This is a genomic window from Mesorhizobium sp. A623 (assembly GCF_054489405.1).
Window position 1 is genome coordinate 18,803 of record NZ_JBTMXB010000033.1, and the last position, 14,046, is coordinate 32,848.

Below are 14,046 nucleotides of genomic sequence, written 5' to 3' on the forward strand. Positions count from 1 at the left end.
TACAACGATCATGGCCCCCACGTCGTACTCCTTACCTGTAGCCGCCCGCATCTGGCTGGCGCTTCTGGCGCTGATCCTGCTCGCCGCCGGGCTGTTCTTCGTTGTCGGCGGCGGTATGCTCATCTCGCGCGGCGGAAGCTGGTATTTCCTGGTCACCGGCCTTGTCCTTCTGGCCGCCGCCATCCAGATCGGCCGCGGGCGCATGTCCGGCGTATGGCTCTTTGGCCTGGTTTTTCTTGGCACAATCCTCTGGTCGCTTTGGGAAGTCGGCTTCGACTATTGGGGGCTGGTCTCCCGCCTCATGGCCCTGACGGTCGGGGCCTCCGCCGTGGCATTCACCATCCCTCTCCTGAGCCGCAATGAGAACGGCCGGACAATCGCCAGAACGGGACTTGCAGCCGGAGCCGTGCTCGGCCTCGCTGCTGTTGCAGGCTTTGTCTCCATGTTCCAGATCCACCCGGAAGTCGCCGCTGAAAAAGCGGTCGCGCAGCGGGTTCCGGTCGACCCTCAGAAAGAACAGAAGAACTGGGCAAATTACGGCAATGACGCCGAAAGCACCCGCTTTGCCGCGCTCGACCAGATCAATGCCGATAATGTCGATCAGCTGCAGGTCGCCTGGACATTCCGCACCGGCGATATTCCGCAGTCCACCGGCTCTGGCGCCGAAGACCAGCTCACGCCCATGCAGATCGGAGACAAGCTCTTTGTCTGCACGCCGAAAAACAATGTCATCGCCCTTGATGTCGACACCGGCGAGCAGATCTGGCGCACCGATTTCAACGCCAATGTCGGCGGCATCTGGGAGCGCTGCCGGGGCATGGCCTATTTCGACATCAATGCGCCGCTGCAACAACCCGAGGAGCCCGGCGCAACACCGGTAACGCCGGTCGCGCTTCCGGCGGGCGACACTTGCGAGCGCCGCGTTCTCATGAACACCATTGATGCGCGGCTGGTCGCCCTGAATGCCGACACCGGCAAATTGTGTACCGGCTTCGGACGCGACGGCATCGTCAATCTGACCGAGAATATGGGCGATCTTGGTAATATTGCCTACTATACGATGACATCGGCCCCCACTGTGGCCGGCACCACGGTCGTTGTCGGCGGACGTGTCGCCGACAACGTGAAAGTGGACATGCCCGGCGGCGTGGTGCGCGGCTTCGACGTCGTTATCGGCCAGATGCGCTGGCATTTTGATCCGGGCAGCGATGATCCCAATGCGCCGCTCCAGCCGGGCGAAACTTTCAAACGATCCACACCGAACGTCTGGGCCGGTATGTCCTATGACCCCGCGATGAATACCGTATTCATGCCGGTCGGAAGCCCTTCCGTCGATCTGTGGGGAGCGAACCGCACCAAGCTCGATCTCACCTATGGAGCCTCGGTTCTGGCTGTCGATGCGACGACGGGCGTGCGCAAATGGGTCTATCAGACTGTCCATAACGACCTGTGGGATTTCGACGTGCCGATGGCGCCTACCCTGATCGATTTCCCCAAGGCGGATGGATCGCGGGTGCCCGCGTTGGTGGTCGGCACCAAGGCCGGGCAGATTTTCGTACTTGACCGCAGAACCGGTGAACCGCTGACGGCGGTCGAGGAGCGCCCCGTACGGCCCGGTACGATTCCAAACGAGCCTTATTCGCCGACACAGCCCTTTTCCGTCGGTATGCCGCAGATCGGCGCGCAGACGCTGCGTGAAGCCGATATGTGGGGCGCCACCCCGTTTGATCAGCTCATCTGCCGCATCTGGTTCAAAGGTATGCGCTATGACGGACTTTTCACTGTCCCCGACGTTGACGTATCGCTGTCCTTTCCCGGTTCGCTCGGCGGCATGAACTGGGGCGGCATTTCCGCCGACCCCAACAATGACCTGATCTTCGTCAACGATATGCGGCTGGGTCTTTGGATTCAGATGGTGCCGCAACAGGAAAGTGGCGCTCTTTCCTCAGGTGGCGAAGCACCGAACGCAGGCATGGGCGAAGTGCCGCTTGGCGGAACACCTTTCTCCGTCATCAAGGATCGCTTCATGTCACCCCTGGGCGTTCCATGTCAGGAACCGCCATTTGGAACCATGACGGCGATCGATCTGAAAACGCAGAAGATCGCCTGGCAGGTGCCGGTCGGATCGGTTGAGGATACCGGGCCGCTGGGCCTTAAAATGGGGCTTCCCCTCCCCGTCGGTCTTCCGACGCTGGGCGGCTCGCTTGCAACGCAGGGCGGTCTGCTGTTCTTCGCCGGAAGTCAGGACTACTATCTGCGCGCCTGGGACACCGCCACCGGCAAGGAGGTCTGGAAAGGCCGGTTGCCCGTCGGCAGCCAGGGCGGACCGATGACCTACAAATCTCCGAAAACCGGCAAGCAATATGTGGTGATCTCTGCGGGCGGAGCGCGCCAGTCTCCCGATCGCGGCGATTACATCGTCGCCTATTCTCTCCCGGCCCGGTAGTTTCTATCTTCACGCTGCCCACTTGCGGTTTGAGCCAGCATTATTGAAGGCGACAAAGGGAACCGAGTTCCGATACCGCACGGTCTACCAACGCCTTCACTTGCATGCTGCCAGTAACGTCAGTCCTTCTTAGTCTCCGATCATCGGGCTGCTAATCTTGGCGATCTGTGTCACCCTGATCGGTCGTAAACACGTCCGCCCATTCGGGGTGACGCGCAGATTACTTGCGCACGAATGGGCAGAGGGGGATGATGCGGAGGCCGGTTTGTCGTGCGTCATCGACCATGAGTTCCAGCAGCGCCTTGGCCACGCCGTGCCCGGCCATGGCGTCCGGCACGCCGGTATGATCGGCACTGATGATGCCTGGGCCGCGATGACGTAAAGGAAATTTCGCCCTCGGCATCTATGCCATCGATACGGCGACGTAGCGACCGTGGCGCGGGTCATCCTCTTTGGTGATCATGACACTAGTTTCGCGAAAGAGCTTGGGCTTTCAGGTAGGCTGCTTCCAGTCCGGCCCGCACGGCTGAGGCAAATCCAAGCTCCCTCATTTTGTTTATCGCGGCAGCCGTCGTGCCCTTGTAGTCGACAAACGCCTTTACGGTTTCGACCGGATTGGTTTCATGCAACTCAAAGGTCCGCGCAGCGCCGATCAAAGTTTGCAAAGCGGCCCGCCGCGCGATCTCCGAAGGAATTCCACGATCAATGGCGTCCCCCATCATTGCTTCAACAAGCAATGATGGGAAAGCGGGACCGGAACCTGACATTCCCGTGAAGTAATCGATCTGATCCTCCTCGACCACCAGATCGACGATACCACAGGCTTCGAAAAGGTTGCGTACCGTCGCGTCGTCGTCAGCTATCTCAGATTTCATGAAGATCGGGGTGTAAGAAGCCCCGGCCTTTGCGGCTGCGTTCGGCAGCGCGCGCGCCAGGCGCTTCGCGCCGGTACGCTGTTGCAGGTCGGCTATCCTTATTCCCGCCATCACGGAAATCACCAGTTTATCAGCGGCTTTGATGGAAAGAGAAGGCCAATCGGCCGGCTGCACCGAAACGATAATGATGTCAGACGTCGCGACGAGTTCGGCATTGTCCTGCGTCCATTGCCAGCCGGTTGAATTGCTGGGTTTGGTCGAGCGATAGGAGCAAATTAACCGCGTGGGATCTACCGCTCCTGATGACACCAGAGACCCGGCAATAGCCGAACCCAGCCAACCCGCACCGCCGATGATGCCCACCCGTTCAACGATCATTGTGCTACTCCAATTAAGTTAGCTGAAATCCGTGCGCCAGCGGATCGCGGTCGTCCACGAAGATGGTGTTATGCCCGATAATGCGAGCCCAGCCGCCGACACTTGGCAGAATACCCTCGTGGGGGCCGATAGTGACAGCGGCTTCGACGCGGCCCTCGAAGATCGTTCCGATCAGGCTTTCGGCGCGATAGGCATCGCCGACCTTGAGCCTGCCCTTGCCATGCAACTGCGCAAGCCGGGCCGAGGTGCCGGTGCCGCCGGGCGACCGGTCGATCGCCTTGTCGCCATAAAACACCGCCGAGCGGCCATCGGCCGCCGCGCTGGTCGGCTTGTCGCACCAAAGGGCATGATGGACGCCACGGATGCGGGCATCGTCGGGATGAACGGGGTTGCAGATGTCGGTCAGCGCTGTCCTGAGCCGTCGGCTCACGCTGACGATGTCGTCGACCGAGCAACCGTCCAACCCCGCCCAATTCGGCTGCGGCTCGACCACCGCGTAGTAGTTGCCGCCATAGGCGATGTCGACCACCAGCGTGCCGATACCTGGAACATCCACGCTAACATCCGCGCTATGCAGGTAGCTCGGGACGTTGAACATGCGCACGCTCTCGACGAAGTCGCCCGGCTTGTCGTAGTCGATATCGACGCGCCCCGCCGGTGTTTCGATTGAGAGTTTACCGGCTACCCGAGGGGTTACCAGGCCCTCTTCGATAGCGACCGTCACCACCCCAATGGTCCCTGCTCCGCACATCGGCAGGCAGCCGCTGACCTCGATGAACAATACCGCAAAGTCGCAGTCCTTCCGCGAGGCCGGGTAAATGATCGCACCGGACATGATGTCGTGCCCGCGCGGCTCAAACATCAGCGCCTTGCGAATCCAGTCGTGGTCGCGAACAAAAATCTCGCGGCGCTCGGCAATCGGAAGGTTAGGCAGCAAAGGACCGCCACCGGCAACGACGCGAACAGGGTTGCCGCAGGTATGGGCATCGATACAAAAGAAACTGCGCCGCATGTGTGAAGCCCTCCGCCAGCCTTGCTATTTATTTGTTGGCCTGTTGGCGCGCTGCAACGCGCCGCGAGAGAGCCCGTCGAGAAGCAGCGCCACCGCGACGATCGCGAGCCCCGCCCGAAGGCCCAGCCCCATTTCCATGCGGGTCAGACCGCGCGTGACTTCACCACCCAGGCCACCGGCCCCGACGAGCCCTGCCAGCACCACCATCGCCAGCGACAGCAGGATGCATTGGTTTAGACCGACCAGCAGCGTTGGCATGGCGGCGGGGATTTCGATCTTCATCAGGATCGAGCGTGGAGGCGCGCCGATGGCCTGACCAAGTTCGAGCAGGTCTTTGGGGACCTGGTTGAACGCAAGCGTCGTCAGCCGAAGCATCGGCGGAATGCCATAGACGATCGTAGCCATAATAGCAGGCACGCGCCCCAGACTAAAAAGCATCACGGCGGGGATGAGATAAACCCACGGCGGCACGGTCTGCATGATGTCGAGCACAGGCCGGACGGCGGTTTCGAAGCCTTTCACGCGGCTGGCGAGGATGCCGAGCGGAAATGCGATCAGCACCGATACGATGACCGCGACCGACACCAGCGCAATGGTTTTCATCGAGTCTTCCCAAAGCCCTGCCAACAGGCAGAAGCTCAGCGTGCAGACAGCCAGGATTGCCGCCCGCAGGCCGATGAACGCAAAGGCGAGCCCCGCTACAACGGCGATCAACACATAGAAAGGCATCGACAGCAGCGCCGTTTCAACGCCGCCGAGGATCGTTTCGATGACGGCGCTGATTGCCGCGAACATCGGGTGCAGATTGATGTTGAGCCAATCGATCGCCGGCGCCAAGAGGACGCCAGGGGACAAGTGGATATCGGAGAGATTCATGCGTGTTCTCCCTGCCCGGTATTAACTCCGCTTTGCGACAGGCGATCCAGGACCATCGTCAGGATGACGATAGCGATGGCGCCGTCGATCGCCTTGGCGATATCGAGCGTGCGGATGGCTTCATAGATCGTCTGGCCAAGCCCACCCGACCCGACGATACCGGCGATCACAACCATGCCGAAGGCCATCATCAGGCTCTGATTGATGCCGGCCATGATGCTCGGCATCGCGAAAGGCAGGCGGATCTTATAGAACATCTGCCAGGCGTTCATGCCGGTGGCTTGGCCCAGTTCGATGAACTCGGTGGGGGTCAGGCGGATGCCGAGGGCGGTCAGCCGCAGTGCCGGCGGCAGCGCCACGACGACAGTGGCGACCATTGCCGTTGCAGGCCCAAAGCCGAACAAGGCGATGGCGGGCAGCAGGTAAATGTAGGGCGGCATTGTCTGGATCAGATCCATGACCGGCCCAAGCAGACGGTTGAGCGTCGGGCTGAAACCGGCAACAACGCCCATGGGCAGCGCGATCGCCAGCGCCAGGACTGTCGCGGTCACCACAAGGGCCAAGGTGCTCGTGGTTTCTGGCCAAAGGCCCATCATGGCGCAGAAGATCAAGGCTGCGCCGATCAGCGCACCAGACCAGAAATTTATCAGGCGCCAACCCAAAACAGCGAAAATCAACGCGACGATATAAAACGGGGATACGTTAAGCGCCCACAGCACGCCATCGTAAAAGCCTCCGAGCACCGTCCGCAGGAAATCGAATATAAACCCGCCATTGTCGTCCAGCCATTCCAGGGCTGCGTCGGTCCATGCATCGAAGGTATCAGTCAAGGCTGAAGTATCCATGACGAAATTGCCTCAACTGGTTGGCAGGCTGGCGGTAGCGCGCTCGCTCGATGGCGTACCTTTGACCCCGCGCAACAGACCCCGTGTCGTGACGATGCCGATGACGGAACCGTTTTCCACCACCGCAATCCCGCCCCGGTCCGATTCTATGGTCAGGCCAATCAGTTCATCGATGTCAGCCTGCGGCGTCGTTTTGGGCAGCAGACCGAGATCCTCGTTCGGCTGCTCGCGTTTGAAATCCGCCACAGAGCCCATCACCGAGTGCGCCCTGACGAGATGCAGCCGCGAGATGCCGGCCACGAACTCGGCCACATAGGCGTCGGCCGGGTTCGCCACGATCTCCTCGGCGGTCCCGACCTGGATGATGATGCCGTCCTTCATGATCGCGATGCGGTCACCGATGCGGATGGCCTCGTCGAGGTCGTGGGTGATGAAGACCGAGGACTTCCCGAGTTTCTTGTTCAATTGCCGGAATTCGTCCTGAAGCTGCCTTCGGATCAACGGGTCGAGCGCGCTGAAAGGCTCATCCATGAGAATGATTTCCGGATCGGCGGCCAAAGCGCGCGCTAACCCGACACGCTGTTGCATGCCACCGGAAAGCTGGGAGGGATAATGATTGATCCACTCTCCCAAACCCACCATTTCAAGCGATTGCCGAGCCGTCTTGTTTCGTTCAGCTTTCGCTATGCCCTGGACTTCAAGGCCAAAGGCGGCATTTTCGAGAACCGAGCGCTGCGGCAGCAGAGCCACGCTCTGGAAAACCATGCCGATGTGACGCGCGCGCATCACGCGCAGTTCGGCTGCGCTCAGTGTCGCCAGATCTTTGCCCTTGACGAGCACTTTGCCCAGGCTGGGCGTGATGAGACGATTGAGCAGCCGGATCAAGGTCGACTTGCCGCTGCCAGACAGGCCCATGACGCAGAAGACCTCACCCCGGCGTAATTGAAAGCTGGCGCCGGAGACACCCACCACACAATTATAATCGCTCAGTACCTGCGTTTTCGTGAGGCCGCCTTCCGTTACTGCCTTGATGGCGGCAACGGAGTCCTTACCGAAGACCTTCCAGACCGACTGACAGTCGACCAGCACCTCGTTGGTTTCGATCGTCGAGGAGTTCATTTCGCCCTCTGGATTGGTTCGTTGTAGATCGCAACCGACCACAATTGCGGAGAGCCGCCCAGCTGAGAAGCCAGGCGGCCGTTTGACGCTACTATTCGCTCTTGATATTTTCCCAGCGCTTCAGCAGATCGGCGTTATTATCCGTCCAATCCTTGACAGCCTGATCCATGGTCTTGCCATCCTTTACCTCGCCGTTGATTGCGGTGTTGACCTCAAGCGGTACAAACACACTTGCGATCACCTCACGCGCGTGTGGATGCTCGGCAGCAAAGCCCTTGTGACCAATCCAATAGTAGCTCTGAGCCGGGGGAAAGACGCCCTTGGGATCCTGCAGGAACTTGACGTCGAATTTCTGAGCCATCCACGACGGAGTCCAGAGAGTGACGACGACCCAATCCTTGCGGTCGATTGCCGCCTTCAAGGCAGCTGTCATGGCAGCGCTGCTGCCTTCGACCAGTTGCAGCTTGAGGTCGTACGCCTTTACGGCGTTGGCAGTGTCACGCATAAGACCTGACCCCGGCTCGATACCCACGATCTTCCCACCGAACTTGTCGGCGTTTTCATTGAGCTGATCCATCGAGTCGATGTCGACGTATTTCGGCACAGCCAATGCCTGGAAAAGCCCGTGTGACACCGGCGAGAGTTTCTCAAGTTTATTCTTGTTCTTGTCCCAATAGTCCTGAGCGACGTAGTCGGTCTGCGAGGCTAGGATCTGGACGTCACCTTTGGTGAGGGCGGCGTAGGCAATGCCCCACTCCGAAAACTCGGTGACCTTGACGGTATAGCCGGCGTCTTCCAGAACTTTCTTCGTGATGCCGGTAATCGGCGTAAGATCTTCCCACGACATAGTGCCCATGCTGATGGTCTTGTCTTCGGCATGGGCCGGCAACATGGCCAGTCCGATCATCGCGACGGCGCATAACGCTTTCCATAAGACTTTCATTTCATACTCCTCCGTTCAGTTCCCACTTTCTTCGAAGACCGCACTCAGCTACCTTCGTCATTGCGAGGCGAAAGGCTATCCTTCGCGACCCGCCCGCAATTCGTGCCAGCGGATCACCGCATTGGCGCCAAGCCACGCAAGCGGCTCGGGCGGCAATTTTTTCGGTTCCGGCTGGTCCACATATTTTTCCAGCTGCCCGGAATCGGTATCGGTCGCCAGATCGGCAGCCATCATTCCTGCAAGGGTGCTCTTGACCGTGCCCAGCCCGTTCTCGCAGCACGCGGAGTAAAGGTTTTCCTCAACCTCGCCGAAGGCCGGCACATGGTTCCAGCTAAGGCACAGACGCCCAGCCCAACTAAATTCGAAAGGCAGTTTCGCAAGATCGGGGAAGCGCGCATTGAAAGAATGCCGTTGCTCGGCTGCGATCTGGGTGACCCGTTTCTGCGAGACTTTGATGCTCGGATCGTAGGTATAACGGGTTCTGATTACGATCCGGGATCGACCGCCGGTGGTGATCTTCCTGACCGTAGCGCCCATCGGGTCAGCCGGAAGCAGCCCCCATCGCTCCCTTCCGGCCGGCCGCGCGCCGAACTCTAGCTGGGAGAAAAATGCCGTCATCGAAGCGTAGGTGAAAACATGCATCAGCCGACCGAGAAAGTGACCGAACTCCTGAATATGGCCGTTTACTCCGAGGATCACTTTGGGTGCCGTCACCGATCCGCGATGCGAGCGCGCCGTCCAGTTGTTGCCGTCCCGCCGCAGTTCCACGACCGGTGAATTCTCGAAAAGGTCGATCTTGGAGTGAAGCCCGCGCGCGAGGCCACGGATGTAATCCGCCGGCTGGATCATGACCGCTCCCGGCGTGTAGAGGCCACCCAGATAGTAGGTCGATCCAGTGATTTCGCGCATTTCGGCGGCATCGAGCAATCTGCTCTCCTCCCCTATCCGCTTCAGCGAGGCGGTGTAATCGGCGTTGAGCTTTATTCCGCGCTCAGTCGCCGCCGCATTGATTTTGCCGGCAGGATCGAACGTCTCGCCAGACATGCCGTATTCGGCCGCGGCGTGCGCCGCAAAGGAGATGGCGAGGCGGTTCTGCTCGATCTCGAGCTTGGTCGAAGCCTCGTCGGCAACAGAATATTCGCCCGATGTGAGGTTGTGGGGCACATCGATCATGAAGCCGGAATTGCGTCCTGCCGGCCCTTGCGCTAACTCCCGGGCATCGACCACCACAATCTTGTCGCCGGGCCGTAGCTGGGCCAGCCGGCGGGCCGCCGAGAGGCCGGCGAAGCCTGCACCAACGATGAGCCAGTCGGCATGAACATCGTTATCGAGCGTCCTTACGGGCATTGTGCGGTCGCTTATCGCAAGCCAGCCCGAGGTTCCGGTATCGACCGGCAAACGCTTGATGACGTGGTCGATCATCTCACCGTCTCGTCGACCGACCGATCCGAAACGTCGATCCAGATCGTCTTGAGCTCGGTGTATTGGTCATGGGCCCAGATCGACTTGTCGCGGCCGCCGAAACCGGATTCCTTGTAGCCGCCGAAGGGGGTCGTCGCGTCGCCCTCGCCAAAGCAGTTCACCGTGACGACGCCAGCGCGAATCTCGCGCGAAAGTCGGATCGCGTTCTTGAGGCTGGAGGTATAGACGGACGCGGTCAGCCCATACACGGTGTCGTTGGCCAGCGCGGTCGCCTCGGCAATGCTGTTGAACGTGGTGACGGAAAGCACCGGGCCGAATATCTCTTCCTGGAAAAGACGGCTGTCGCGACCGACACCGTCAATCACCGTCGGCTCGACGAAGATGGCTTTTTCCGTTCCACCGCCGAAAGCAACGGTCAGTTTCTCGGCTTTGACCTGATCGAGATAGGATTTGACCTTCTCGAAATGCGCCTTGCTGACCAGAGAGCCGACGCGGTTGCCAGGATCGAGCGGGTCGCCCATCTTCCATTCGCGCATGTAGGCGCCGATGCGCTTCATCAACTCGTCCTTGACATCGACATGGACGATCAGCCGCGACGTCGCCGAGCAGTTCTCGCCCATGTTCCAGAAGGCGCCGTTGACGATCTGCTCGGCAACGAGGTCAAGGTCCTCGACGTCGTTCAACACGACGGCGGGGTTCTTGCCGCCGCACTCGAGAACGATGCGCTTCAGATTGGAATCGGCAGCGTAGCGCAGGAAGCGCCTGCCGGTCGCCGTAGAGCCGGTGAAGCTAACCATCGACACGTCCATATGCATGCCGATCGGCTCGCCGGCGTCCTTGCCGCTTCCCGTCACAACGTTGAAGACACCAGCCGGAACGCCGGCTTCATGGGCCAATTCGGCAACACGCAAGGTCGTCAGCGACGTTTCCTGCGCCGGCTTCACAACGACCGAGCAACCGGCCGCCAGCGCCGGCCCGATCTTCCATGCCAGCATCAAGAGCGGGAAGTTCCACGGCAGCACCAGCCCGACGACTCCGATCGCCTCACGGACCACCATCGTCAGCGCATCCGCTCCGACAGGAGCGGTGTTGTCGTAGATCTTGTCGATCAGTTCGGCGTGCCAACGGATAGTATGGATGGCATCGGGAAGGTCGACCGACTGGCATTCGCCAACCGGTTTGCCACTATCGAGACTTTCGAGGACGGCGAGTTCGTAGCGATTGCGTTCGAGCAGCGTGGCAAGTTTCAAAAGAACCGCCTTGCGCTCGCCGGGTGCTTGCAAGCGCCAGCGACCGTCGTCAAAGGCCTGCTTGGCCTTCTCGACGGCATAGTCGACGTCGGCAGCGTCGCAGGCGGCGACTTCCGTCAGTACCTTGCCGGTAGCCGGATTGGAGGTCTTGAAGGTCTTTCCGGAAGCCGACGGCCGGAACGCGCCGTCGATGAACGCGTTCGACGGAAAGGGCATCGTTTCGGCAATCGCCGCATATTCAGCGGCAGTCAGAACATCATGCATTGTTGGCTCCCGCGGTGATCTGCGCGACAGTCCGCTTCAGATTCGTGACGATCGTTTGCAGGCTGCGTTTCTCGTCGGCATTCAGCCCCCGCAGCGGCGCGCGGGCCGAACCCGCTTTCAACCCGGCCAGTTCGCAGCCGAACTTGATCGACTGAACGAATTTTCCGCCTTCGAGGAAGTCCATCAGCGGCAACATGGCCGACATGATCCGGCGACCCTTGTCGAAGTTCTTTTCGATGACGCAGGCCTCGTAGAGCGCCACGTGTTCGCGCGGAATGAAGTTCGAACCGGCGCAAACCCAGCTACGTGCGCCCCAGGCAAAAAACTCCAGAGCCTGGTCATCCCACCCGCAGGACAGAGCGATATGCGGAAAATCTCGCGCCAGCATATGGACGCGGGCCATCTCCCCGGCGCTTTCCTTGATCGCAACGACGTTTTTCGATTTGCCAACCCGGGCGAGGTATTCCCTGCCCATCGATACGCCCATCCGCCCTGGATAATTGTAAAGCATGACCGGAAGGTTGGCGGCGCGATCGATGCTCAGCGCATGAACGGCGTTCTCGCGTTCGGTAGGCAAGGCGTAAGGCGGCGATGTAACCAGGATGGCATCCGCGTGGATCGCCTTCGCCGCCTTGGCATACTCGATGGCATCTTCCGTGCGCGTTGCCCCGGTGCCGAGAATGAGCGGCAGCCGCGTCCCGATGACCTCCTTGGCATAGGAAGCCAGGTCGAACCGCTCCTGCGCGGTATGGGCATAATACTCGCCGGTGGAACCGCCGACGACGATGCCATGGACTTTCGCTTCAATCAGCGACTCAAGAACTGCCGCGAACGCTTCTCTATCGATCTGCCCATCGGGCTGGAGCGGCGTGATCGCCGGCGTGTAGATGCCTTCGAATTTCAAGATGGTTTCTCCGTTGAGGCGAACTGCGAACCATCGACAAGGGCGTCTGCCTTCAATGGCGCCGGCGCGATGAACATCTCCATGTTTTCCCGGGATAGCTCCCAATGATCGAACACAAGATCGACAACGGCATCTTCATCCTGGGCGGCTATGGCGGCGATGAAGGAATCATGATGGTCAACCGACAGCTTCAGGCGTTTGTTCATGTCCTCGTTGCTCGGATGGAAGAAGGTGTGGCCGATGCGGGCGTGGTCGATGAGCAGCCGGCTGAGGCTTGCGCGAAGATAAACGTTGCCCGACATCTCGCCCATGATTTCGTGGAACCGGTTGTTCTCCAGGACCATGACGAGCACGTCGCTGGCGATGTTCGCGGCGCGAAAGCGTTCCTGCGTGTCCTTGAGGTCGGTAAGCTGCCTTGACTTGAAGTTCTGCACCGCAAGCCGCCCGATAGCGGCATAGATCATCGGCGCAACCTGGAAGAAGTTGCGCAAAGTCGAGTGGTTCATCGGAACGACCCGGGCACCACGATTCTCCCGGATGTCGACGTATCCTTCTCCCGCCAGACGGCGGAAGATTTCGCGAACAGGCGTGCGGGAGATGCCATAGCGTAAGCTCAGGCTGACTTCGTCCAGATCGGCGTCCGGATCGAGTTCCATCGTCAGGATCTGGCGTTTCAGGTCGTCATAGAGACTGTTTTTGCGGATCTTCATTGCAAACCTCAAGGCTCAGTTGCCGCACCATTGCGCCACCTGAGGGGCGAGTCAAGAAAATTGTATTCCAAAAGTACACAATTAACGGCGTCACAGAAATACGTTCGAGGTTTCCGGGGGCGGATACCGACGTACGCCACTCATGCAGAAGTACGACGGCGCAAAGTGATGAAAGTAGTCCATCCTGCCAACCGGGATTTTGAACACGCCATACAGGCAGACCCTCTCACATGTGCCTTGTGAGCCCGCCATCTACCCGCAAGTTCTGCCCGGTTATGTAACCGGCGTCTTCCGAAAGCAGGAATGCAGCCGTCTTCGCTATTTCCGTTACCGAACCTATGCGTCGCAACGGTATCGCCGGTACCACGTCGGGCGAATGATCCATGCTGTCAATATAGCCGGGCAGCAGGGCGTTCATGCGTATGCCGTGCGGCCCATACTTATCTGAGTACATCTTCGTGTAAGCCGCGACGGCGGCGCGATACGCGCAGGAGATCGGATAGTTCGCATCCGGTTCAAAGGTCGCCAGCGTCGTGATGTTGAGGAAGGCTCCCCGTTTCTGGTCGAGCATGACCGGCGTCACCAGACGAGCCATGCGGTGCACGGAAAGAAGGATCGACTGATTTCCTCCCTCCCAAACGGCATCCTCCAAGTCGAGGATCGAACCGGTCGGCGGATGGGCCGTATGGTTGACGACTGCATCGATACGACCGTAGGCGGAACGGGCCGTGTCCACGAGCGCTTCAAGGTCGGCAAGGTTGTCGGTCGATCCGCGCAGGCCCTTGCCTCCCAACGCTTCCGCCAGTTTCTCGGCGCTTGTGGAAGGCGACATGAGGACAAGGCGATAGCCGCGGCTATGAAGCTCTCGTGCAATGGCGGCGCCCATCCCGCGGCCTCCGCCAGTGATCAATCCAACCGGTTGAGAATGTCGACCGTTCAATTTGGTTCTCCCATTCAAAGGCTTCGGTGTCGCGATCGCAGTGATCGAAATCCGGTCAGGCC

13 protein-coding genes are annotated in these 14,046 nt (G+C 59.9%); 1 reads left to right on the forward strand and 12 read right to left on the reverse strand.

From position 1 onward, the window contains the following. Positions 1–10: 10 nt before the first annotated feature. The gene (locus ACX3P1_RS22850) at positions 11–2,446 is read left to right on the forward strand and encodes a membrane-bound PQQ-dependent dehydrogenase, glucose/quinate/shikimate family (RefSeq protein WP_459081881.1); all 2,436 of its coding nucleotides are present in this window, start codon (positions 11–13) and stop codon (positions 2,444–2,446) included. A 220-nt stretch (positions 2,447–2,666) separates the two neighbouring features. Here ACX3P1_RS22850 and ACX3P1_RS22855 read toward each other — a convergent pair whose 3' ends face one another. From ACX3P1_RS22855 to ACX3P1_RS22910, 12 genes are all read right to left on the reverse strand, one after another. After that, positions 2,667–2,849 (reverse strand): GNAT family N-acetyltransferase, encoded by a 183-nt coding sequence (locus tag ACX3P1_RS22855; protein WP_459081882.1) that lies wholly within the window; start codon positions 2,847–2,849, stop codon positions 2,667–2,669. 64 nt (positions 2,850–2,913) lie between these two features. Beyond that, on the reverse strand, positions 2,914–3,699 hold the full coding sequence (locus ACX3P1_RS22860; RefSeq protein WP_459081883.1) for a pyrroline-5-carboxylate reductase family protein: 786 nt from the start codon (positions 3,697–3,699) through the stop codon (positions 2,914–2,916). Positions 3,700–3,712: 13 nt separating this feature from the next. Next, entirely contained in the window at positions 3,713–4,711 is a 999-nt protein-coding gene (locus ACX3P1_RS22865) for a 4-hydroxyproline epimerase (protein WP_459081884.1), read from the reverse strand. Positions 4,712–4,735: 24 nt separating this feature from the next. Then, a complete protein-coding gene (locus ACX3P1_RS22870) occupies positions 4,736–5,587 on the reverse strand; it encodes an ABC transporter permease (RefSeq protein WP_459081885.1) in 852 nt (283 codons plus the stop codon). Beyond that, positions 5,584–6,432: an ABC transporter permease gene (locus ACX3P1_RS22875; RefSeq protein ID WP_459081886.1), complete on the reverse strand. Its 849-nt coding sequence runs from the start codon at positions 6,430–6,432 to the stop codon at positions 5,584–5,586. Before ACX3P1_RS22875 ends, ACX3P1_RS22870 begins: the two co-directional genes overlap by 4 nt. A 12-nt stretch (positions 6,433–6,444) precedes the next feature. Further along, positions 6,445–7,551 carry a quaternary amine ABC transporter ATP-binding protein gene (locus tag ACX3P1_RS22880; RefSeq protein ID WP_459081906.1) on the reverse strand — a complete coding sequence of 369 codons (1,107 nt, stop codon included), beginning with the start codon at positions 7,549–7,551 and terminating at the stop codon, positions 6,445–6,447. Positions 7,552–7,642: 91 nt separating this feature from the next. Continuing rightward, entirely contained in the window at positions 7,643–8,494 is an 852-nt protein-coding gene (locus tag ACX3P1_RS22885) for a glycine betaine ABC transporter substrate-binding protein (RefSeq protein WP_459081887.1), read from the reverse strand. Positions 8,495–8,569: 75 nt separating this feature from the next. Further along, on the reverse strand, positions 8,570–9,916 hold the full coding sequence (locus ACX3P1_RS22890) for an NAD(P)/FAD-dependent oxidoreductase (protein WP_459081888.1): 1,347 nt from the start codon (positions 9,914–9,916) through the stop codon (positions 8,570–8,572). Continuing rightward, positions 9,913–11,430: an aldehyde dehydrogenase gene (locus ACX3P1_RS22895; protein WP_459081889.1), complete on the reverse strand. Its 1,518-nt coding sequence runs from the start codon at positions 11,428–11,430 to the stop codon at positions 9,913–9,915. Before ACX3P1_RS22895 ends, ACX3P1_RS22890 begins: the two co-directional genes overlap by 4 nt. Continuing rightward, positions 11,423–12,334 carry a dihydrodipicolinate synthase family protein gene (locus ACX3P1_RS22900; protein ID WP_459081890.1) on the reverse strand — a complete coding sequence of 304 codons (912 nt, stop codon included), beginning with the start codon at positions 12,332–12,334 and terminating at the stop codon, positions 11,423–11,425. Before ACX3P1_RS22900 ends, ACX3P1_RS22895 begins: the two co-directional genes overlap by 8 nt. Beyond that, a complete protein-coding gene (locus ACX3P1_RS22905; RefSeq protein ID WP_459081891.1) occupies positions 12,331–13,044 on the reverse strand; it encodes a GntR family transcriptional regulator in 714 nt (237 codons plus the stop codon). Before ACX3P1_RS22905 ends, ACX3P1_RS22900 begins: the two co-directional genes overlap by 4 nt. Before the next feature lie 226 nt (positions 13,045–13,270). Continuing rightward, a complete protein-coding gene (locus tag ACX3P1_RS22910) occupies positions 13,271–13,984 on the reverse strand; it encodes an SDR family oxidoreductase (RefSeq protein WP_459081892.1) in 714 nt (237 codons plus the stop codon). Positions 13,985–14,046: the final 62 nt, after the last annotated feature.